Annotated in this window: 16 protein-coding genes; 9 read left to right on the top strand and 7 right to left on the bottom strand. The window is 63.6% G+C overall.

The genetic code is table 11. The annotated features are described in order from the left end of the window. Nucleotides 1-155: 155 nt before the first annotated feature. From FJ936_RS11110 to FJ936_RS11095, 4 genes are all read left to right on the top strand, one after another. Entirely contained in the window at nucleotides 156-3,134 is a 2,979-nt protein-coding gene (locus FJ936_RS11110; RefSeq protein WP_181171080.1) for a sarcosine oxidase subunit alpha, read from the top strand. Then, the gene (locus FJ936_RS11105) at nucleotides 3,112-3,750 is read left to right on the top strand and encodes a sarcosine oxidase subunit gamma family protein (RefSeq protein ID WP_167331164.1); all 639 of its coding nucleotides are present in this window, start codon (nucleotides 3,112-3,114) and stop codon (nucleotides 3,748-3,750) included. The genes FJ936_RS11110 and FJ936_RS11105 overlap by 23 nt, the downstream gene beginning before the upstream one ends. A gap of 105 nt (nucleotides 3,751-3,855) precedes the next feature. Next, on the top strand, nucleotides 3,856-6,225 hold the full coding sequence (locus FJ936_RS11100) for an aminomethyltransferase family protein (RefSeq protein WP_140788031.1): 2,370 nt from the start codon (nucleotides 3,856-3,858) through the stop codon (nucleotides 6,223-6,225). Between the two features lie 253 nt (nucleotides 6,226-6,478). After that, complete coding sequence (locus tag FJ936_RS11095; protein ID WP_015318922.1) at nucleotides 6,479-8,188, top strand: APC family permease; 1,710 nt, start codon at nucleotides 6,479-6,481, stop codon at nucleotides 8,186-8,188. Between the two features lie 69 nt (nucleotides 8,189-8,257). Here the strand turns inward: FJ936_RS11095 and FJ936_RS11090 are convergent, their stop codons facing one another. The 4 genes from FJ936_RS11090 to FJ936_RS11075 all read right to left on the bottom strand — a co-directional run bounded on the left by FJ936_RS11090 (nucleotide 8,258) and on the right by FJ936_RS11075 (nucleotide 15,289). Continuing rightward, the gene (locus FJ936_RS11090; protein ID WP_140788030.1) at nucleotides 8,258-11,404 is read right to left on the bottom strand and encodes an efflux RND transporter permease subunit; all 3,147 of its coding nucleotides are present in this window, start codon (nucleotides 11,402-11,404) and stop codon (nucleotides 8,258-8,260) included. Nucleotides 11,405-11,657: 253 nt separating this feature from the next. Then, on the bottom strand, nucleotides 11,658-12,800 hold the full coding sequence (locus FJ936_RS11085) for an efflux RND transporter periplasmic adaptor subunit (RefSeq protein ID WP_140617379.1): 1,143 nt from the start codon (nucleotides 12,798-12,800) through the stop codon (nucleotides 11,658-11,660). A 55-nt stretch (nucleotides 12,801-12,855) separates the two neighbouring features. After that, nucleotides 12,856-13,461 (bottom strand): TetR family transcriptional regulator, encoded by a 606-nt coding sequence (locus FJ936_RS11080; RefSeq protein ID WP_015318925.1) that lies wholly within the window; start codon nucleotides 13,459-13,461, stop codon nucleotides 12,856-12,858. A 187-nt stretch (nucleotides 13,462-13,648) separates the two neighbouring features. After that, entirely contained in the window at nucleotides 13,649-15,289 is a 1,641-nt protein-coding gene (locus FJ936_RS11075) for an acyl-CoA synthetase (RefSeq protein WP_140788028.1), read from the bottom strand. A gap of 197 nt (nucleotides 15,290-15,486) precedes the next feature. Between FJ936_RS11075 and FJ936_RS11070 the strand changes: the two genes are divergently transcribed. The 5 genes from FJ936_RS11070 (at nucleotide 15,487) to FJ936_RS31255 (ending at nucleotide 19,210) form a co-directional block, all read left to right on the top strand. Continuing rightward, nucleotides 15,487-16,452, top strand: coding sequence for a sugar-binding transcriptional regulator (locus tag FJ936_RS11070; RefSeq protein WP_140788026.1), 966 nt, complete (start codon nucleotides 15,487-15,489; stop codon nucleotides 16,450-16,452). Between the two features lie 86 nt (nucleotides 16,453-16,538). Then, the gene (locus FJ936_RS11065; protein WP_140788024.1) at nucleotides 16,539-18,593 is read left to right on the top strand and encodes a bifunctional aldolase/short-chain dehydrogenase; all 2,055 of its coding nucleotides are present in this window, start codon (nucleotides 16,539-16,541) and stop codon (nucleotides 18,591-18,593) included. Nucleotides 18,594-18,678: 85 nt separating this feature from the next. Then, nucleotides 18,679-18,936, top strand: a complete 258-nt coding sequence (locus FJ936_RS11060; protein WP_140661483.1) for a type II toxin-antitoxin system RelB/DinJ family antitoxin — start codon at nucleotides 18,679-18,681, stop codon at nucleotides 18,934-18,936. A gap of 2 nt (nucleotides 18,937-18,938) precedes the next feature. Continuing rightward, nucleotides 18,939-19,085, top strand: a complete 147-nt coding sequence (locus FJ936_RS31260) for a type II toxin-antitoxin system mRNA interferase toxin, RelE/StbE family (protein ID WP_348642580.1) — start codon at nucleotides 18,939-18,941, stop codon at nucleotides 19,083-19,085. Then, nucleotides 19,082-19,210, top strand: a complete 129-nt coding sequence (locus tag FJ936_RS31255; protein WP_348642579.1) for a type II toxin-antitoxin system YafQ family toxin — start codon at nucleotides 19,082-19,084, stop codon at nucleotides 19,208-19,210. The genes FJ936_RS31260 and FJ936_RS31255 overlap by 4 nt, the downstream gene beginning before the upstream one ends. Before the next feature lie 89 nt (nucleotides 19,211-19,299). Here FJ936_RS31255 and FJ936_RS11050 read toward each other — a convergent pair whose 3' ends face one another. The 3 genes from FJ936_RS11050 to FJ936_RS11040 form a co-directional block, all read right to left on the bottom strand. After that, a complete protein-coding gene (locus FJ936_RS11050) occupies nucleotides 19,300-20,349 on the bottom strand; it encodes a substrate-binding domain-containing protein (protein WP_140661484.1) in 1,050 nt (349 codons plus the stop codon). A gap of 48 nt (nucleotides 20,350-20,397) precedes the next feature. Then, nucleotides 20,398-21,393 (bottom strand): ABC transporter permease, encoded by a 996-nt coding sequence (locus tag FJ936_RS11045; RefSeq protein ID WP_140788022.1) that lies wholly within the window; start codon nucleotides 21,391-21,393, stop codon nucleotides 20,398-20,400. A gap of 82 nt (nucleotides 21,394-21,475) precedes the next feature. Continuing rightward, complete coding sequence (locus FJ936_RS11040) at nucleotides 21,476-22,987, bottom strand: sugar ABC transporter ATP-binding protein (RefSeq protein ID WP_140788117.1); 1,512 nt, start codon at nucleotides 22,985-22,987, stop codon at nucleotides 21,476-21,478. Between the last annotated feature and the right edge of the window lie 132 nt (nucleotides 22,988-23,119).

Here is a 23,119-nt window from a genome sequence, read left to right as displayed (position 1 = left end):
CCCGGTTTCGCCGATCGCCAGCGCTGCAAGAAGGAAGCCAACTTAGCGGCCAGCCCCCTTCTCCCCGTCACTATACGGGGAGAAGTGCCCGGCAGGGCGATGAGGGGCAGTGCTGCCCTCCGCCATGACATCGAATCGACGAGAGGCTGGACATCGTGACCTCTCAACCCCATCGTCTCACATCCGGCGGTCTCGTCGACCGTTCGGCGCCGCTGAATTTCAGGTTCGACGGCAAGAGCTTCTCCGGTTTCAAAGGCGACACGCTTGCCTCGGCACTGGTTGCCAACGGCGTCAAGCTGGTTGGCCGCTCGTTCAAGTACCATCGCCCGCGCGGCATCCTGACCGCGGGATCGGAAGAACCTAACGCGCTGGTGGAGCTGCGCAGCGGTGCACGGCGCGAGCCGAACACCAAGGCGACGACAGCGGAGCTCTATGAAGGGCTCGACGCCGCTAGCCAGAACCGCTGGCCGTCGCTCGCCTTCGACGTGATGTCGGTCAACCAGCTGTTCGCGCCGATCTTCGTCGCCGGCTTCTACTACAAGACCTTCATGTGGCCGGCGAAGTTCTGGGAAGCGATCTATGAGCCGGCGATCCGCCGCGCCGCGGGTCTCGGCCGTGCAGCCGGCATTGCCGACCCGGATCATTACGACAAGGCCTGGGCGCATTGCGACGTGCTGATCGCCGGGTCCGGCCCGACGGGCCTCGCAGCCGCCCTCGCAGCAGGCCGCAGCGGCGCCCGCGTCATCCTGTGCGAAGAGGACTTTGTTCCCGGCGGGCGCCTGCTTGCCGATGGCGGCATGATCGACGGCATGCCTGCCGACGAATGGATCGCGCGCACGCTCAGTGAGCTTGCCGCCATGCCTGATGTCCACATCATGACGCGCACGACGCTGTTCGGCGTCTATGATGGCGGCACCTATGGCGCGATCGAGCGTGTCAGCGACCATCTGCCCTCGCCGCCGGAGCACCAGGTGCGCCAGCGGCTATGGCGGATCGTGGCCAAGCGCTGCGTCGTCGCGGCAGGCGCGCTCGAACGGCCAATCGTCTTTGCCGGCAACGACATGCCGGGCGTGATGATGGCGTCCGCCATGCGCAGCTATATCGCACGTTATGCCGCGGCACCGGCCAGACGCATCGCGCTGTTCACCAACAACGAGGACGGCTGGCGCACCGTCGAGGCAGCGCTCGGGGCGGGACTGCAGGTCGCCGCCGTGATCGACGCGCGCGCCGAAATCTCTTCCGAGCACCGCTCGCTTGCCAGCAAGGGCGGCTTTGCGGTTCTGCATGGCTCCGTCAGCGGCATCGATGGCGGCAAGAATGGCGTGCGCAAGATTTCCGTCTCACTCACCGGCGGCGCGCGTGCCGAAGTGGAAGCCGACGGGCTTGCCGTTTCCGGCGGCTGGAACCCGGCGGTCGGGCTCACCTCCTATCATCGCGGCCGGCCGAAATGGCGCAACGATATCGCCGCCTTCGTGCCCGACGGCGCGCCTCCGGGAATGGTCGCGGCTGGTGCCGCCAACGGCGCCTTCGGGCTTGGCGCTTGCTTGCGCGAAGGATTTGCGGCGGGCGCGGTGGCGGCACGTGATGCCGGACATGGCAATGGCTCAGGCTCCACGCCGGTGGCCGACGACGAAGCCTTTTCGCTGACGCCGCTTTGGCACGTTGCCGGCAAGGGCAAGGCTTTCGTCGACCAACAGCATGATGTCACCGCATCGGATATCGAGCTGGCACAGCGCGAAGGGTTCGAATCGGTCGAGCACCTGAAGCGCTACACCACGCTCGGCATGGCGACCGACCAGGGCAAGACCTCGAACGTCGCCGGCCTCGCCATCATGGCGGCGGTCACGGGCAAATCCATTCCCGAGACCGGCACGACAATCTACCGGCCTCCCTATGTGCCGGTCGCCATCGGCGCCTTCGCCGGCCATCATCGCGACGAGAATTTTCACGCCACGCGGCTGACACCGTCGCATCATTGGGCCGCCGAACAGGGCGCGATCTTCGTCGACACCGGCCTGTGGAAGCGCGCGCAATGGTATCCGCGCGCCGGCGAGAAGGATTGGCTGGAATCGGTGACCCGCGAGGTCAAGGCGGTGCGCTCAGGCGTCGGCTTCTGCGATGTCTCGACGCTGGGCAAGATCGACGTGCATGGCGCGGACGCCGGCACCTTCCTCGACCGCGTCTACATCAACACCTTCTCCACTCTTGCGGTGGGAAAAGCGCGCTACGGGCTGATGCTGCGCGAGGACGGCATCGTCTATGATGACGGCACCACGTCGCGGCTGGCCGAGGACCACTATTTCCTCACCACCACCACGGCCAAGGCCGGGCTGGTGATGCAGCATCTCGAATTCTGCCGGCAGGTGCTGTTTCCGGAACTCGATGTGCAGTTAACCTCGGTCTCCGACCAGTGGGCGCAATTTTCCATTGCCGGACCCAAAACCCGCGACCTGTTGAAAGAGATCGTCGATCCCTCGGAAGACCTTTCCAACGAAGGGTTCCCCTTCATGGGCGCGCGCGAAGTCGCGTTGCGCGGCGGCGTCAAGGCGCGACTGTTTCGCATCTCGTTCTCGGGCGAAATGGCGTTCGAGATTTCGGTGCCGGCGCGCTACGGCGAGGCGATGGCGCGCAATCTGATGATTGCGGGCAAGCCGTTCGGCGTGACGCCTTACGGCACCGAGGCACTCGGCGTCATGCGCATCGAAAAGGGTCACGTCGCGGGTCCGGAACTCAGCGGCACGACCACCGCGGCCGATCTCGGCCTCGGCAAGATGATGTCGACCAAGAAGGATTTCATCGGCCGCGTCATGGCCGGACGCGAGGCGCTGATCGCAGCGGATCGGCAGGTCGTCGTCGGCATCAAGCCGACCGACAAGGCCCGGCGCCTGCGTTCCGGCGCGCACATCATTCCGAAGGGGCAGACACCCGGGCCCGACAACGACCAGGGCTACGTCACCTCGGTCTGCTTTTCGCCGACATCAGACCAATGGATCGGGCTTGCACTTGTCGAGCGCGGCCGCGAGCGGTTCGGCGAGATCGTGCATGCGCACGATCCGCTACGCGGCGAGGATTACGATTTGGAACTGTGCAACCCTGTCTTCTATGACCCGGATGGAGGGCGCCAGCGTGGCTGAGTTTTCCTGGGAAACCCGCAGCCCTCTCCACCGCGCACTCGTCGCCGGTCCACACGGCGCGCGAGGCGACGCCGGCGTGACCCTGAGCGAGATCCGCAATTTCGACCTTGTCCAGGTGATGGCGCGGCGCGGCAAGACGGCCGAGATGGCGAGCGCCGCGAACGCGCATTTCGGCGTGACGGCGCCGGAAACACCGAAGACGGCCGCAGCAGCCGAAGCCACGCTCATCTGGTCGGGACCGGATCAGTTCTTCGTGCTGTCGAAAGGCAGACACACGGTGGAGTCGCTGGCCCCGGTTTTCGCGACCTCGGCTTCGCTCTCGGACCAGTCACATGCGCGGGTGTTGATCAGCATTTCCGGCAACAAGGCGCGCGCCCTGCTCGCCAAACTGTCGTCGATCGATCTGTATCCGGCGGCGTTCCCGGTCGGAGCCGCGGCAACCACCTCGATGGATCACACCAGCGTCACGCTGTGGCGTGGCAATGATGCGCCGGACGGACAGGCTGTTTTCACCGTTCTGGTGTTTTCGACCTTCGCCGAAAGCCTGTGGCACACTATGCTGGACTCGGCTGCCGAGTATGGTGTCGAGATCGGGCATTCGGAGGACTTGGCGTAGCACTGCGCTTCTTCCCCGCCTTGCCAAACTCCGCTCCGCTGCTATTCTTGCTGCTAAAATAATTTCACGCACAGGCAAACTTGTTTCTCGAACCGCAAGGCTGAGATGAGCCAGTCGCCCTACCCCACCGTGACAGCCGGACCGCCCAGGCCAAGCCTGATCCTGCGGCCTGGCCAGATCGCGCTGCCGGCCGGCATGGAGCGCTATACCGTACAGGGGAATGGCGCGGTGCTGATCGAGGTCGAGGCCGGCGATACGATCACGGTTCGCAACGTCGAGGGAGGCCAGGCCTGCGAGCTGCTGGCTTGGGACAGGTCAGGCGCCAGCGATCCCGGCATTCTCAGTGAAAAATCCAACAGCAATGCCGCCGGCATCAAGGCGCTGCTCACCGAGGGCGACGACAGTCTTTCGGCGGTGCGCCGCGGCCTCGAACGCCGCCAGGTTCAGCTTGGGCAGGCCGAGGCGGTGCGCGTGTTTGGCGGCATGACACCAGCCGGTACCGAGCAGGCATTCACAGTCGCGCGCGACGGCGCGATGCTGATCGCCGCACCCGGCGGTCCGATGCTGGTCGACGGGCACGACACAGTGACGCCGCTCAGCGTCGTCGTGCGGCGCAACACGATCCGCCTGAAAACGAAATCCCGGCTTGCCGATCCATTGGCCGATCCGGTGCTCGATTTGCGCGTTCATTCGGCGACGGCGGAATCGTATTTCGTCAAGGCGGGCGACTATCTGCAGATCATCGATGTCGACGGGCGCCAGTGCACCGACTTCCAGTGTTTCTCGGCCCGCAAGCTGGACAAGGGGCTCGACCATCCGCTCGACGTCACGACGACGCGCACGCTGATGGGCGCGAGCTATCCGATGCCCGGCCTGCATTCGAAATATTACGACCAGGACATGGAACCGCTGGTTGAGGTGGTGCAGGACACGTGCGGCCGGCACGATGCCTTCGCGCTCGCCTGCGCGGCGAAATATTATGACGACATCGGCTATCCCGGCCACACCAACTGCTCGGAGAACTTTAATCGCGCGCTGGACGGCAAGGGCGTCAATCCCCGCGCCGGCTGGATGGCGATCAACTTCTTCTTCAACACGGCGATCGACGCCCATGGCGTCATGGTGTCGGACGAGCCATGGTCGCGGGCCGGCGACTATGTTCTGCTCAGAGCGCTGACCGACATCGTCTGCGTCTCCTCGGCCTGCCCCGACGACACGACGCCGGCCAATGGCTGGGACCTGACCGACATCCACGTGCGGACCTATTCCGGCCAGCACAAATTCTCGCGAGCGATCGCCAGACGCATGACGCCTGATTCGGAACCGAAAATGACCCGCGAGACAGCTTTCCATTCGAGCTTTGCCAAACACACACGCGACTTCGTCGAGTACAAGGGCTATTGGCTGGCCAATTCGTTCGCCAGGGAAGGCGCCATCGCCGAATATTGGGCCTGCCGGCAGGATGCCGTGATCATGGACCTGTCGCCGCTGCGCAAGTTCGAAGTGACCGGCCCGGATGCCGAAGCGCTGCTGCAATATACGCTGACGCGTGACGTCAAGAAGCTCGGCGTCGGCCAGGTCGTCTACTCCGCCATGTGTTACGAACATGGCGGCATGATCGACGACGGCACGCTTCTGCGGCTCGGCAAGGACAATTTCCGCTGGGTTGGCGGCGACGATCTGTCCGGCGAATGGCTGCGCGAGACGGCGACAAAACTCGGCCTCAACGTGCTGGTGCGCTCGTCCACCGACCAGATGCACAACATCGCCGTGCAAGGGCCAAAGAGCCGCGCCATCCTGAAGGAGGTGATGTGGACCTCGCCGCTGCAGCCATCGATCGAGGAACTCGAATGGTTCCGCTTCGCCGTCGCCAGGATCGGCGGCGGCAACGGCATCCCCGTCCTCGTTTCACGCACCGGCTATACCGGCGAACTCGGCTACGAGATTTGGTGCCATCCGCGCGACGCGCAAAAAGTCTTCGACGCGATCTGGGAGGCCGGCCAGCCGCATGGGCTGAAGCCGATGGGCCTGCAGGCGCTCGACATGGTGCGCATCGAGGCCGGACTGATCTTCGCCGGTTACGAATTTTCCGACCAGACCGATCCGTTCGAGGCTGGTATCGGCTTCACCGTGCCGCTGAAGAGCAAGACCGACGATTTCATCGGCCGCGAGGCGCTGATCCGGCGCAAGGATCATCCGCAGACAAAGCTGGTCGGCCTCGACATCGACAGCAATGTCGCCGTCGGCCACGGCGACTGCGTCCATGTCGGGCGCGCCCAGATCGGCGTCGTCACGTCGGGCATGCGCTCGCCGGTGCTGAGCAAGAACATCGCGCTGGCGCGGCTCGACGTCGCTCATGCCGCTGTCGGCACGGAGGTCGAGATCGGCAAGCTCGACGGCCACGCCAAGCGGCTGCCGGCTCGGGTCGTGGCCTTTGCCCACTACGATCCGCAAAAGACCAAACCACGTTCCTGACCTGCCCTTTTGGGACTCGCAAAGCGCCCGCCGGCCGCACCGCCGGACGCTTTGATGTCCGCGCGCGCAAGCGTGATGTGCATGGTTTCACAAATCGCTTGACGTGACGCCGCGCCGGATCAATCTTCACTCCTAAGAAAAAAATACGACTGAGTGGAAACACTGCGGCCGGAACGATCATTTGCCGGGGAGTAAGTTTCGCGTAGCCGAGACACCACTGGCGGGGAACATCGAAAAAGGGGAACTCATCCACATGAGCACAATAAGTACGGTCCTGGACCAGCCTGCCGAAAGCAAGCTGCTCAGGCATATCGACTGGCGCGGCGCCTTCTGGGTGGCGAGTGGCGTTCCGGCGCTGGTCCTGTTCTCGATCGGCGGCATTGCCGGCACGACGGGAAAGCTGGCGTTCCTGATCTGGACGGTGTCCATGATCATGGGCTTCCTGCAATCCTTCACCTATGCCGAGATCGCCGGCCTGTTCCCGAACAAGTCCGGCGGTGCCTCGATCTACGGCGCCACCGCCTGGCTGCGCTACTCCAAGTTCATCGCGCCGTTGTCGGTGTGGTGCAACTGGTTCGCCTGGTCGCCGGTGCTGTCGCTCGGCTGCTCGATCGCCGCCGCCTATATCCTCAATGCGCTGGCGCCGGTGCCGCTGTTCACCGAGGCCTCGCCCGATGTCGTCGCCTACATCGCCGCGCACGCCGGAACGGCACCTGCCGACGCCATCACCGCGGTGACCGCCGCCGCGACGCCGGCGATCCGCAACTGGACTCTGTGGAGCCACACGCTAGGCCCGGTGTCCTTCACGCTCAATGCCACCTTCTTCATCGGCGCCGTGCTGATGCTGATCATCTTCTCGATCCAGCATCGCGGCATCCTGGGCACTGCCAGCGTGCAGAAATATATCGGACTGCTGGTCATTATCCCGATGCTGATCGTCGGCGTGGTGCCGATCTTCACCGGCCAGATCGACTGGTCGAACTTTTCGCCGCTGGTGCCGCTCGCCGCCGCCTATGCACCTGAGCCCGGCTCCTGGAACATCGCCGGCTGGACATTGGCGCTCGGCGGCATGTTCATCGCCGCATGGTCGACCTACGGGTTCGAAACCGCCGTCTGCTACACGTCGGAGTTCAAGAACCCGGGTACCGATACGTTCAAGGCCATCTTCTATTCCGGCCTGCTCTGCATGCTTTTGTTCATCCTGGTGCCCTTCACCTTCCAGGGCGTGCTGGGCTTGAACGGCATGCTGGCAACACCGATCGTCGACGGCTCCGGCGTGGCCGATGCGCTGGCCGGCATGGTCGGCGGCGGCAGGCTTATCCACAGCCTGCTGGTGATGCTGATGATCCTGGCGCTGGTGCTGTGCATCATGACGGCGATGGCCGGCTCGTCGCGCACGCTCTACCAGGGCTCGGTCGACGGCTGGCTGCCCCGTTATCTCAGCCACGTCAACGAGCACGGCGCGCCGACGCGGGCCATGTGGACCGATCTCTGCTTCAATCTGGTCGTGCTGGCGATCGCCTCGGCCGACGCGACGAGCTTCTTCTTCATCCTCGCCGTGTCGAACTGCGGCTACATCATCTTCAATTTCCTCAACCTCAATGCCGGCTGGATCCACCGCATCGACAACGGCCATATCGCACGGCCGTGGAAAGCACCGAGCTGGCTCTTGGGGATCGGGGCGATCTTCGCCTACGTCAACGCGATCTTCATGGGCGCAGGCGCCAAGGTGTGGAACCCGATGGCGCTGTGGGCCGGACTGATCACGGCGGCGCTGATCATCCCGGTGTTCTGCTTCCGCCACTACATCCAGGACAAGGGCAAATTCCCCGACCACATGCTGGCCGATCTCGGCATGGCGGGAGCCGACCTTTCGGTCAAGAAGGCGGGCATGCTGCCCTATCTGACGCTGGTCGCCGGCGTGGCGGTCATGCTCATCGCGAATTGGGTGTTCGTCATCTGATGGTCTGACTGCGGCCTAAATCATTGCATCAAGGAAAACCGGCCGGTCGCAAATCGACCGGCCGGTTTTTTATTCCGCCGCCAACGGCAGTTGCGGCCGTTCGATGCCTTCGATCTCCCCTGGCTCCGGCGCCTGCTGGTCGGTCTTCGCCTTCTTCGGCTCGCGGCCGAAGAAGAGCGCATAGCCCGCCGGCAGCACCAGGATGGTGAGCACGGTGGCGACCAGAATGCCGCCCATCATGGCATAGGCGAGCGGTCCCCAGAACACGCCGCGCGAGATCGGGATCAGTGCCAGCACCGCCGTCATCGCCGTCAGCACGATCGGCCTGAAGCGGCGCACGGCCGAGCCGACGATCGCTTCGGAACGGTCCATGCCCTTGGCAATGTCCTGGTCGATCTGGTCGACCAGGATGATCGAGTTGCGCATGATGATGCCGAGCAGGGCGATGACACCGAGGATGGCGACGAAGCCGAACGGTGCACCGCTGATCAGCAGAGCCGCGGCCGCGCCGATGATGCCGAGCGGGCCGGTGGCCAGCACCAGCATCGCCTTGCCGAAGTTCTGCAGCTGGATCATCAGGAGCACGACGATGATGGCCAGCATGATCGGCGCCTTGGCGGCGATCGAAGCCTGGCTTTCGGCTGAATCCTCCGCACCGCCCTGGATCTCGATCTTGTAACCGGGCGCCAGGCCGTCACGCAGGCCCTGCATGTCCTTGTACATCTTGGTGACGACGTCGTTGGACTGCACGCCGTCTGGCAATGTGGCGCGCACGCTGATCGTCGGCAGGCGGTCGCGCCGCCATTCGATGCCTTGCTCCAGCACAGGCACCACCTTGGCCACCTGCGACAGCGGCACGAAGCCGCCGAAATCGGTCGGGATATAGACCGAGTCGACCGACGACAGCAGGCTGCGGCTGGCATCCGGCTCGCGGGCGACGATCGACACCGTCTCCTCGCCGTCGCGGAAATCGTCAAGCGGCGCGCCGGACATCGTCGCCTGCAGCATCTGGCGGATGCGCTGCGAGGTGACGCCGAGCGCACGGGCACGATCCTGATCGATGACCAGCTTCATCGCCGGAACGGGCTCCAGCCAGTCGTCATGGACGGCGCCGAGCAGGGGATCCTGCCGGAACTTCGCCTTCACCTGGTCGGCGATGCGGCGCACCTCCTGGCGGTCCGGACCCATGACGCGCATCTGCACGGGCCACCCGGTCGGCGGTCCGAGGAACAGGCGGTCGACCTTGGCACGGATCGACGGGAAGTCTTCGGCCAGAACCGTGCGCAGCTTGACGATCAGCCGCTCGCGCGCCGGCTCGTCATTGGCCATGACCAGCATCTGGGCGAAGTTCGGGTTGCGCAGTTGCTGGTCGAGCGGCAGGAAGAAGCGCGGGGCGCCCTCGCCGATATAAGTGGCGATGAAACGCTTGTCCTTGTCGTCCATCATCTTGGCTTCCAGGGCCTTGGCCTGCGCCTCGACCTCCTTGATGCTGGTGCCTTCCGGCAGCCAGAGGTCGACAAGAATTTCGGGCCGCGACGATTGCGGGAAGAAATTCTGCGGGATGAACTGGAACGCCCAAAGGCTGGTGCCGAAAGTTGCCAGCGTCATCACCAAAACGATGATGCGATGGCGCACGGCCCAGCTGACCGTGGCACGCAGCCGACGATAGAAGCCTGTGTCGAAGGCGTCGTGATGGCTGCCGGCATGCTTGCGCTGCTTAAGGATCATATAGCCGAGCCAGGGCGTGAAATAGACCGCCACGAACCACGACACGATCAGCGCGATGCCGACGACATAGAACAAGGTGCGCACATATTCGCCAGCCGTCGAAGCAGCGAACCCGACCGGTATGAAGCCGGCGGTGGTGATCAGTGTGCCGGTCAACATCGGGAAGGCGGTCGAGGAATAGGCGAAGCTCGCCGCCTCGATCTTGACCAGCCCCTCCTCGAGCTTGCGCTCCATCATCTCGACGACGATCATGGCATCATCGACAAGCAGGCCGAGCGCGATGATCAGCGCGCCCAGCGAAATGCGCTGCAGGTCGATGCCGATCTCGTACATGATGGCGAAGGTGGCGGCGAGCACCAGCGGTATGGCGATGGCGATCACCAGCCCCGAGCGCCAGCCGATCGACAGGAACGAGACGACGAGCACGATCAGCAACGCTTCGCCGAGCGCATGCATGAATTCGCTGACGGCATCCGTGACGACGCCCGGCTGGTCGGAAATCTGGTCGACCGAAACGCCATAGGGCAGCGCCTCCTCGAAGCGCTTGTAGGTCGCCTCGACATCCTTGCCGACATCGGTGACTTTAAAACCCTTGGCCATGACCACGCCAAGCTGCACGCTGTCGTGGCCATTGAAGCGGTATTTGCGCTGGAAGGGGTCCTCCAGGCCCGAAGTGACGGTGGCGATGTCGCCCAGCCGGGTGACCTGGCCGCCGGCGCGCAGGCGCAGTTCGCGGATGTCGGCCGCCTTGGCGACGTCGCCTTCGACCGAGATGCGCACCGAATTGACGCCGGTGTCGACGGAACCCGCGGGGTCGACGTTGTTCTGGCCCTTGATCGCGTTCTGCAGGTCGGTCAGCGTCAGGCCGCGTTCGGCCAGCGCCTTGGACGAGACATCGATATAGAGCTTTTCCGGCTGGTCGCCGATGATGACGGCCTTTTCGACGCCGGGCGTCGTCAAAAGCATATCGCGCGCCTGGATGGCGAACTTCTTCAATTCGGGAAAGGAGAAGCCGTCGCCGCTGATCGAATGCAGGGTGATAAACGTGTCGCCGAACTCGTCGTTGAAATACGGGCCGAGCAGGCCTTGCGGCAGGTCGCCCTGGATATCGCCGACTTTCTTGCGCACCTGATAGAAAGCATCCGTCACTTCGGCGGCGTTGGTGTCGCCCTTGATCTGGACGGTAATGATGGCGCTGCCGGCGCGGGTGAAGGAACGCACGAAATCGAGATGCGGCGTCTCCTGCAATTTGCGCTCGATCTTGTTGACGACCTGGTCCTCCATCTCCTGGATTGAGGAGCCCGGCCAGATCGCCTGCACGACCATGACGCGGAAGGTGAAGTCGGGATCCTCCTTCTGGCCCATGCGCATCAAGCCGAGCGCGCCGGCTATGATGATCAGCCCGAACAGGAAGCGCGCAATGGAGGGATGGCCGATGGCCCAACGGGACAGGTTGAAGGCACGCTTTTCTTCAGTGGGGGTCGTCATCGGAAGTGGTCCACTTTGCTTGGTTGCCGGCGCTTGGTGCTTCGAAAAAGGGGCTTCGAGGAAGCGCGCGCGGAACGAAATCATCTGCGTTCGATACTGGCTTCCGGGCGGCGTTGCTCTTCAAGCGGAGAGACACTCATCGCGGTGGGACGCGAGGGTCGATGCGGGGGTACATCGGCCTTGACGTCTCGACCTTCGGGCACGCCGCCCGGAAACCTGCGGCCGCGGGAACGCGCGGCCGACCTGTCTGTCGTCAGCGCAACTGGCTGGCTTCGTCGCCCTCGGCCGAGGCGGACTGCTGTGCGGTGCCGCCGGGGAGTTTCACCTTCAGGTTCTCGGTCATGAACTGCGTACCGGCGGCGACCACGACGTCGCCCGGTTTCAATCCCTCCGCGACACGCACGCCGTCGGGGGCGAACTCGGCGACCTTGACCGAACGGGCATGCACGGTGTCGGCGCCACGATCGACCGTCCAGACGATCGACTGGCTGTCTTTCTCGGCGAGTGCACTGAGCGGGATGGACACGAGCTGCTTTTCGTTGGCCGCCGACGCCTCGATATTGGCGGTCATGCCGAGCAGCACGCGCGGGTCGTTGGGCAGGCTGACGCGGACGGCAAAGGTGCGCGACTGCGGATCGGCGCTGCCGGCGACCTCACGGACCTTGCCGTCAAGCTTCAGCCCATCGTCCGACCAGAAGCCCGCCTTGACGTCCTTGCCCGGCTTGAACTCGGCGATCTCCATTTCCGGAACCGCGATCAGCACTTCCTTTTCACCGTCGACCGCGACGGTGACCACGGGCGTGCCCGAGCCGACCACCTGGCCGACATCGGCGTTTACCGCCGTGACGATGCCGTCCCTGTCGGCCTTGAGGTCGGTATAGCCGACCTGGTTCCTGGCCTGGGCAAGCGTAGAGCGGGCGGAGTCGCGCGTGGCGATTGCCTGGTCATAGGTCAGTGTCGCCTGTTCGAGCTGCGATTTCGGCGCGAAGTTCTTGGCGAAAAGCTGTTCGGCGCGCTTACGGGCGAGTTCGACCGTCTCGACCTGCCGTTCAGAGGCATCGAGTGCCGCCTGCGCGCTCTTGACCGACAGGTCATAGTCGGAGGGATCGATGCGGGCGAGCACGTCGCCAGGCGCCACGTGCTGGCCGATGTCGACGAGACGCTCGGTGATCTTGCCATTGACCCGGAAACCCAGCGTGCTCTCGGTGCGGGCGCGCACCGATCCGGAATAGGACAGCGTACGGGTGTCATGCGCCTGGGCGATCTCGACGACCTTCACCGGACGGATGATGTCCTTCACCTCGGCTTTTTCCTGCGAGCAGCCGGCAAGCCCAAGCGATGCGACGATCAGGCCGGCAGCTGGCAGCTTGCGAAGGATGGAACTGGGCAAAAACATTTCGGTACTCCCGACTGGAAGACGGACTGTCGACACCGGCACCGGCTGGCGACGGCTATTTCAAGGCTCTGATGGCGTAATCGATGAGGTCGTCGGGCATTGCCCGATTGGTCTTGGCGAGGCACTGCGCCACCATCTGCGGATGGCACAGGATGACGGTGGCGGCACCGAAGCAGCGCGATGCGGTCACCGGGTCCTGCTTCCTGAACTCGCCGGCCTCGATGCCCTCGCCGATCACCTCGGCGAAAAGATCGTGAATGCTGTCGACATGCTTGTCGATGACGCCCCAGTCCCGCTCGAGCGCGACGATGACCATCTCGTGGACCTTCTGGTCGTCGAGCATGACCTCCATCGTCAGCTTGTATTGTGCATGCACATAACGACGCAGCCGCTCCTCGGCGCTGATCGGCAGGTGCATGATCTCGTAAGCCATCTTGTAGCTGGCGCCGAGCATCCGGCCACATACGGCCTGGTGGATCTCGACCTTGGAGGCAAAGAAACGATAGATGTTGGCCGGTGACATGCCGAGTTCGCGGGCGATGTCGGCGACATTGGTCTTGCCGTAGCCATAGTGCCGGAACAGGCGCTCGGCGCAATCGAGTATGCGCGTTACATTTTCCTGTCGGGCGACGTCGGCGACGATGTTGGCGGCTTCGGACATAGCTCTCTGTCAAATAACGAGTGACGAATTTCGATTTTCATCACTCGTAAATCTAAATGAGCGAGGTGTCAACGCGGATTCGGTGTACGCGTACGATAGGTGACAATTGGTGACATCCAGTAGACGTCACAAGGCGCCCTCAGGATGCGGACCATTGAAAATATTCTCTCGAAAATCCCCGGGGGCTTCAGGCGACCTTGGCCATTTCCCGCAGCCGGAACTTCTGGATCTTGCCGGTCGAGGTCTTCGGTATCTCGGCAAAGATCACCGCTTTCGGCACTTTGAAGCGGGCGAGTAGCGTCCGGCAGTGCTCGATGATCTCGGCCTCGCTCGCCTCCTTGCCCGGCTTCAGTTCCACATAGGCGACAGGCACCTCGCCCCATTTGTCGTCATGGCGCGCCACGACGCCGCAGGAGGCGACGGCGGGATGCTTGTAGAGCGCTTCCTCGACCTCGATCGAGGAAATGTTCTCGCCACCGGAGATGATGATGTCCTTGGAGCGGTCCTTGAGCTGGATATAGCCATCCGGGTGCATGACGCCGAGATCGCCAGAGTGGAACCAGCCGCCGCCGAAAGCCTCGTCAGTCGCCCTGCGGTTCTTCAGGTAGCCCTTCATGACGATGTTGCCACGAAACATCACCTCGCCGATGGTCTCGCCGTCGGCGGGCGTCTCGGCCATGGTCTCGGGGTCCATTACCGTCAGGCCTTCGAGTGCGGCATAGCGCACGCCCTGCCGTGCCTTCTTGCCCGCCCTCGCCCCTTTGTCGAGTGCGTCCCAGCCATTATGCCATTCGTTGACGACAGCGGGCCCATAGGTCTCTGTCAGGCCGTAGAGGTGGGTGACGGCAAAGCCGGCATCGGCCATGCCCGACAGCACGGCTTCGGGCGGCGGGGCGGCCGCCGTGTTGAAGGTGACGGTTTGCGCAAATGCGCGCTTGTCCTCGTCCTTGGCGTTGATCAGCACCGACATGACCACCGGCGCCCCGCACAGATGGGTGACGCCATAATCGGCGATAGCGTCATAGATGGGCTTCGGCCGCACCCAGCGCAGGCAGACATGCGTGCCGGCCTGGACGGCGAGCGTCCAGGGAAAACACCAGCCATTGCAGTGGAACATCGGCAAGGTCCAGAGATAGACCGCGTGCTTGGCCATGCCGGCATGGATGGTGTTGGTGTAGGCCATCAGCGCAGCACCTCGGTGATGGTAGACGACGCCCTTGGGATTGCCTGTCGTGCCCGAAGTATAATTGAGCGAGATGGCGTCCCATTCGTCGTCCGGCATCGACCAGGCGAACGCCTCGTCGCCATTGGCGACAAAGGCCTCATAGTCCACCGTGCCGACCCTCTCGCCTTTCGGATAGGGCGCGTCGGTGGCGTATTCGGGATCGTCGTAGTCGATGACCAGCGGTTTGACCACGGCCAGACCGAGCGCTTCCCGCACCACGCCGGAAAACTCGCGATCGACGATCAGCACCTTGGTCTCGGCATGGTCGAGTTGGAAGGCAATGACGGCGGCGTCGAGACGCGTGTTGAGCGAGTGCAGCACCGCCTTGGTCATCGGCACGCCGAAATGCGCTTCCAGCATCGGCGGCGTGTTCGACAGCATGACCGTCACCGTGTCGCCCTTGCCGATGCCATGCTTGTGCAGGGCCGAGGCGAGCTTCAACGAACGGCGCCAGAAATCGCGGTAGCTGATGCGCTGGCTGCCATGGATGATGGCGACATGGTCGGGATAGGTTCTTGCAGCGCGCTCCAGATAGGTGAGCGGCGTCAGCGGCTGGTGATTGGCCGCGTTCCTGTCGAGATCCTGTTCGTAGGGATTGGCCATCCCATTCTCCCCAAAGTCTTTTCGAGCTTTCTAACCTTACGCTCGTCGTCACGCTATCCCCCTGATGGGCTGAGAATGCTATCCTGCACCGACTTGCTAGAATGGGGATCTGTGCCGCGCCGGCAGGATATCTCTTCCTGTTTATCCAAATTTGACTTTTGTCGAGAGCCGTGACTAATGTCAGCCAAGGAGGCGGCATGGCGATCCGACCGGCAGAACAGCTCATCCACAAGGCGGCCTGGCTTTACTATGCCCATGGGCTTCGCCAGGACGAAGTGGCCAATCAACTCAACATTTCGCGCGCCTCCGTCGCCATGTATCTGCGCAAGGCGCGCGAGACAGGCATCGTCAACATCTCGACCTCGACGCAGCTCTTCACGGACGACGTCATGGCGCGCAGGCTGGAAGACGCCCTGAAGCTCGACGCCGTCTGGATCGCGCCTGAGAACGCCTATCTCGCCGACCCCTCGACCGATATCGCGGTGCTGGCGGCAAGCGTTTTCCTGGAACTCGTCGGGAAAGGCGACCGCATCGGCGTCGCCTGGGGCCGCACCGTCTACACCATCGCCGACATCATGTCCTATGCCGACCTGCAGGACGTCACCGTGGTGCAGCTCTGCGGCAATCTCGGCGCACCCTATTCCTACCGGCCCGATCAATGCACTATGGAAATCGCGCGCCGGCTCAATGCCAAGGGCCTCAACTTCTACGCGCCCCTGGTGCTGTCGACCGAGGAACTGGCGCAAGGCCTGCGCGCCGAACCTGTGATCCGCGACCAGCTTGCCGGGATCAGCGACTGCGATCTTGCGCTCTACTCCATCGGCGCGGTCGATGCCGACAGCCATCTGGTGAAGTGCGGCGCGCTGACGGCAGCCGAGATGGCGGCGCTGCGCAGGGAAGGTGCCGCGGGTGTCATTGCCGGGCAGATCATCGATGCCCGTGGCGAGTTGCTCGACTGCAGCTACAACCGGCGGGTCATCTCGGCGGGGCTTGCTTCACTGCGCGTCATCGGTAAGCGGCTGATGGTCGTACAGGAAGACAGCAAGTTCGAGCCGCTGCTCGCCGCGATCACCGGCGGCCTCTGCACGCATCTGGTGGTCGGCGCGCATATGGCGCAGCGGCTGCTCGATCATGCCGGAACGTCAGCAGAAAAGGCGTCCTGAAAACCAATCCTTTGCCGACGCATTTGTCATCAAGGCGTCGCGGCATTCCTGTTCACCATCAAAGACAGCAACTGGACGAAGCGAACATGAAGAATCTGTGGAACGACGACGTGGCCGAACAACTCGTTGCCGACTATGCGAAGAAGGGCGTCGGCCGCGATCTGGCGTTGCGTGTCTACACGACGCGGCTTCTGGGCGGCGTGCCGCAACTGGTCCTGCATGGCGGCGGCAACACCTCCTGCAAGATCAAGGCGACCGATCTCGTCGGTGACGAATGGGACGTGCTGTGCGTCAAGGGCAGCGGCTGGGATATGGCGGTCATCGAGCCGCAGGGCCTGCCGGCGGTCAAGATGGGCGCCCTGCTCAAGGCGCGCAAGCTGGACAGGCTTTCCGACGAGGACATGGTCGCATTGCAGCGGGCCAACCTGATCGACCCCGCCTCGCCCAACCCTTCGGTCGAGACCCTGCTGCATGCCTTCCTGCCGCACAAGTTCGTCGACCACACCCACTCGACCGCTATCCTGGCCATCGTCGACCAGGAAGACAGCAAGCCGCTGGTGGCAAAGGTGTTCGGAGCAAAAATGGGCTATGTGCCCTACATCATGCCGGGCTTCGATCTCGCCAAGGCGGCGGCCGATGTCTTCGACGCCGACCCGACGGTAGAAGGCCTGATCCTCGACAAGCACGGCATCTTCACTTTCGGCGAGGATGCCAGGCAGGCCTATGACCGGATGATCCACTATGTGAACGTCGCCGAGGATTATGTGGCCGAGCATGCCAAACCGAAGACTGCGAAGATAGCGCTGCCGGCAAGGCTAGCGTCACCGGCGGCGATCGCGCCCATGCTGCGCGGCGCTGTAGCGGCGCCACGCGGCGAAGGCCGCTTCGACCGCATGATCTCTGACTTCCGCACCTCGGACGCGATTGTCGATTTCATCAATTCCGCAGAGATCGCCGACTATGCAGGACGCGGCGTGTCGACGCCGGATCTGTCGATCCGCATCAAGACCGGGCCGCTGGCCGTGCCGGCGCCCGACGCCGACAAGATCGGCGACTACAAGGCCGTAATCCAGAGCCATGTCGACGCTTTCGCCAAGGATTACCGCGCCTATTTCGAGACCAATGACGCGCTCGACGACGTCAAGCGCACCATGCTCGATCCGTTGCCCCGGCTGACGCTGGTGCCGGGGCTCGGCATGTTCGGCCATGGCCGCACGCTGAAGGATGCCAGGATCGCCTCGGACGTTGGCGAGATGTGGATCGAGGCCGTGCGCGGCGCCGAGGCCGTCGGGCGTTTCCACCCGCTATCCAAGGCCGACCTGTTCCCGCTCGAATACTGGTCGCTGGAACAAGCCAAGCTCGCCTCCAACAAGCCGAAGCCGCTGACCGGCCAGGTGGTGCTGATCACCGGCGGCGCCGGTGCGATTGGTGCGGCGACCGCAAAACTGTTCGCCGACAATGGCGCTCATGCCGTCGTCGTCGATCTCGACGCCGAAAAGGCCGCCGATGCCGCCAGGAAAGCCGGCAACAATTCGATTGGCGTCGGCGCCGACATCACCGACCCGGACCAGATGCGTGCCGCCTTCGACAAGGCGGTCGCCGTCTTCGGCGGCGTCGACATATTGGTGTCCAATGCGGGTGCTGCCTGGGAAGGCCGCATCGGCGAGCTTGACGATACGCTGCTGCGCAAGAGCTTCGAGCTCAATTTCTTCGCCCACCAGTCGGCGGCGCAGAACGCCGTGCGCATCATGCTGGAACAAGGTACAGGTGGGGCGCTGTTGTTCAACACCTCCAAGCAGGCGGTCAATCCGGGTCCGAAATTCGGCGCCTATGGCGTGCCGAAAGCGGCGACGCTGTTCCTGTCAAGGCAATACGCGCTCGACTACGGCGCCCATGGCATCCGTTCCAACGCCGTCAACGCCGACCGCATCCGCTCCGGGCTTTTGACCGACGCCATGATCGCCAGCCGCTCGGGCGCACGCGGCGTGTCGGAGAAGGAATACATGTCCGGCAATCTGCTCGGCCAGGAAGTGACCGCGCAGGACGTGGCGCAGGCCTTCCTGCACCATGCCCTGGCCGACCGGACGACCGCCGACGTGACGACGGTCGACGGTGGCAACATCGCGGCGGCGCTGAGGTAGGCTTGCTGCCGAATGGTCGCAGCAACCTGCTTGAAAGAGTTGCGCACCGTAGCTACATTGTGGCTCAGCATGAAGGAGCCACTATATGGCAACGGATTCAGTGGTTCGCGCTCGCATCGACAGCGCAACGAAAGATCGGGCAACGGAGGCTTTGGCCGCCATGGGGTTGTCGGTCTCCGATGCCATTCGCCTGCTTCTGGTGCGCGTCGCCGCCGATAAGGAATTTCCCTTTCCAGTGAAAGTACCCAACGCGACCACCAGAAAGGCCATGGCCGAGTTGGAAAAAGGCAAGGGCAAGCGCCTTGCCTCGGCCGATGAGTTGTTCAAGGATTTGGGGATCTAGGCATGCCAGTTCCCATTCGCTCCGGGCAATTTCGCCGGGATGTGAAGCGTATGGAAAAGCGTGGCAAGGACCGGGGCAAGTTGCGCGATCTGTTAGGCCTGCTCATCGCCGGACAAGAACTGCCTGCGGCGTACAAGGTCATCCTCTGAAAGGGGACTGGAAAGGCTTTCGCGACGCGCATATCGAGCCGGACTGGCTCCTGATCTATCGCGTTGTCGACGACGAATTGCAGCTTGCCCGTACCGGTTCGCATTCCGACCTGTTCAACGAGTGAACCACATCGAAAAAGCCGCCCGCAGCGACTGCTACAGGGCGGCTTTCATTTCGTCTCGACTCCATAATCAGCAAGAGTCTGTGCCGAAGCTACTTCGCGTTCGGGTTCGGCATCCATGCCGGCATGGCGACATCGGCATGGGCGAACTGCGGCAGCTTGGCCGACAGGTCCTCCATGTTCTTGATGTCCTTGTCGATCAGCTCCTTCTGGGTGATCAGCGTCGGCGGCACGATGACGTTGTGGCCGGGATCTTCGCCGGCGAGCAGTTGCGCCAGGGCGCGCACCGAGACCTGGCCGACGACTGCCGGGTTGGTCGCCGCAGTAGCCGCCCAGGCACTGTCGGGCTCGCGCATCGCCGCGATGTCGGATGTCGAAATGTCGGCCGAATAGATCTTGATCTTCTTGTTCAGGCCGGCTTCGTCGACGGCGATCTTCACGCCCTTGGCGAACTCGTCATAGGGCGCGAACATCACGTTGATGTCGGGGTGCGCCGACAGCACCGAGCGCGCCTGGTTGGCGACGGAGTTGGCGATCGGATTGTCGAGCGTGCCGAACATGGCGGCTTCCTTGATGCCGGCATATTTTTTCTTGACGTCGACCCAGGTCTCGTTGCGGCGGTCGAGCGGCGCGATGCCGGCGACATAGACATAGCCGGCGTTCCAGCTTTCGCCATTGTCCTTGACTGCCTGTTCGAGCGCCAGCCGTGCCAGGTCTTTGTCCGACTGTTCGATCTGCGGGATCTTGGGGTTTTCGACATTGACGTCGAATGCCACCACCTTGATGCCGGCGTCGACGGCACGCTGGGCGGCGTCCTTCATCGATTCCGTCAGGCCGTGCTGGATGATGATGCCCTGCACGCCAAGCGCGATGGCCTGGTCGACCATGTCGGACTGAAGGGCGGCGTCCTGGCGGCTGTCGAGCACGCGCAGGTCGATACCGAGCGCCTTCGACTGCGCCTCGACGCCCGACAGATAGGCCTGGAAGAAGTCGCCGGTCGAGAGATAACGGACCAACGCGATCTTGACGCCGGGTTTGTCGAACGGCGCCGGCTTGTCGGCGGCAAATGCCCCCTGCATCAGCATGGTTGCGCCGGCGAGCCCAAGCGCCACTTTCCCCAGAAGTCTTCTAGTGATGTTCACCTTGTTTTCCTCCACTTTTGTTGAACCCAAATCCTATCTGGCCGAATGCTAGTTCCTGCCCCTGCCCGAAAGGGCAAAGGTGAAGACAAGGGCGACGACCAGAACCACGCCCTTGACGAAATCCTGCGTGTAGTAGGGCGCGTTCATCATTGTCAGGCCTTGCAGCAAGATCCCGACGAACAGCGCGCCGATGGCGGTGCCAAAGGCGTTCGGCTTGGCGGCGCCGAGCACCGCGTAGCCGATCAGCGCCGCGGCAACCGCATCGAGCAGCAGATTATTACCCGAGGCGATGTCGCCGCGTCCAAGCCGGGCCGCGAGCAAAATGCCGCCGATCGAGGCAAAAACGCCTGAAATAACGTAGGCCCAGATCTTGTATGCCTTGACAGGCGCGCCAGCGAGTTCGGCGGCGCGCTCATTGCTGCCGACCGCATACATCATGCGGCCGAAGCGGGTGTATTCGAGGAAGAACCAGATCAGCACGGCCAGCACCAGAAGCACGACGACCGAGACCGGGAGGAGGTTTGGGATGAAGAAGTCGAAGCGGTGGCGGCCGAGCGCCAGGAAGGCATCGGAGAACTTGCCGCTGGCGACCGAGCCATCGGGCATGGTCATGCCGGTGGCGATCGAGCGGCCTTCCGTGGGGATGCGTTGCAGGCCGACCAGCAGGAACATCATCCCGAGCGTCGCCAGCAGATCGGGTACACGCATGTAGACGATCAGCCAGCCATTGATCAGGCCGACAATGGCGCCGATCAACAGGCAGACGATGACCGCCACGAACGCGTTCTGCTCCAGCACCACCATCACATAGGCCGCCGCCATCATGGCCGAGGTTGCGACCGAACCGATCGACAGGTCGAAGCCGCCGACGACAAGCGTGGCGGTAACACCGAGCGCCAGCACGCCGGTGATGGCGACCGACTGGAAGATGAAGACGGCACTTTGCGGCGAAACGAACCCGTCGGCGGCGATCGCGAAATAGGCGACCAATCCGAACAGCAGCACGATGAATCCATAGCGGATGGCATAGTCGCGCAGCGTCATTCGGCGCATCCCGGCGCCGCTGCCGTTTTTACCCAACTCGAAACCATGGTCTCTCCATTTCCAATTCCTTCGGCCGCCACGCTCAGGCAGCGCTGTGCAGCGGTCCACCGGCAACCTCGGCCAGCAGGCGGTCGAGGTCGACATCGGCATTGCGGTGTTCGCCGACGATCGTGTGCTCCGACATCACCAGGATGCGATCGGCCGTCTCCAGCGCTTCATCGAGTTCGGTGACGAACAGAAGCGTGGCGCGGCCATTGGCGCTTGCCCTCAGCTTGGCGGCGATGTCGCGCCGGGCGGAAATATCGACGCCCTGGAACGGCTCGTCGAGGATGAACAGCGCGGCATTCTGCGCCATCCAGCGGGCGACCATCACCTTCTGCTGGTTGCCGCCCGACAGCGCCGACATCTCGTCCTTCTCGGAGCGGCAGACGATGCCCAGTTGCTCGATCTGCCTGCGCGCGGTGGCGCGTTCGAGGCGGCGCCTGAGCACGCTTAGACTGGACATGCGCTTCAGAGACGGCAGGCTGATATTGCGCTCGATGTTGAAGCTGCCGACGATGCCGCTGGTCGCACGATCCTTGGCGACCAGGAACACGCCGGCTGCGATCGCGTCGCCCGCCGAGCGCGGCGCGTAAGGCTTGCAGTTCATCGTCATGGTGCCGTCGAGCGGCCGGCGCACGCCGAACAGCGTCTCGGCAAGAGCGGTCTTGCCGACGCCGACGAGGCCAGTGATGGCGACGACCTCGCCATCGCCGAGTGTCAGCGACATCGGCCTGGCGCCCTGCGCGATGCGCAGGCCTTCGACGGTCAGGACCGCCCTGGCGGAACTCCTGGCCACGATCCGGTCGAGATGGATCTTGCGGCCGAGCATGGCGTTGACCGCACCTTCATAATCGAGCGGCTTGGCATCGAAGGCGCCCGAGACGACACCGTCGCGCATCGAGACGATGCGATCCGCGAGCCGCCTGATGTCCGACATGCGGTGCGAGATGTAGAGGATCGCCACGCCCTGCTCGCGCAGACGGTCGACCAGCGCGAACAGCCTGTCGGCCTCGGCACTGGAGAGCGACGAGGTCGGCTCATCGAGGATCAGCACTTTCGGCTGGTGCGCCAGCGCCCGGGCAATCGCCACCATCTGGCGGTCGGCCAGCGAAAGATCGCTGACGCGCGCCTTCAAATCGATGGCCAGCCCCATGCGGTCGGCGACCGCCTTGGCCTCACGGCGCACGCGAGCGGGATTGAACAGGGTCGGCACGCCGCGGCCGCTTAGCCGGTCCAGCGTGAGATTGGTGGCGACATCGAGGTCGGCGACCACGCCGTCATTGATGTTCTGGTGCACGGTGACGACGCCGGCGCGGATCGCTTCCGCCGGCGTGTTCGGCGCGAACTCCGCACCGGCGAGGGTCATCGAGCCGCCGCCACGCTCGTAGACGCCGCTGATGATCTTGACGAGGGTGGATTTGCCGGCGCCGTTGGCGCCCATCAGCACGGTTACTTCACCGGCATGGAGGTCCAGCGCGATGCCGCCAAGCACCTCGTTGCGGCCAAAGGATTTCCTCAGTCCCTCTACGCGGAACACGGCATTGCCGACCATGCGTTCCTCCCTGGTCATGACGCTATGGTCAATGTAGGCAATTGTCAACACGATTGACAATTGCCAGACAGCTTCCTAGCTTGGCCCCGCCGCTTGGGCTCCTTATGATCGGAGCACATAGGCGGGAGGGAA

It is taken from the genome of Mesorhizobium sp. B2-4-13 (assembly GCF_006658535.1).
In the GTDB taxonomy this organism is placed as follows: domain Bacteria; phylum Pseudomonadota; class Alphaproteobacteria; order Rhizobiales; family Rhizobiaceae; genus Mesorhizobium; species Mesorhizobium australicum.
This window is presented reverse-complemented; position numbering and strand designations above follow the sequence as displayed.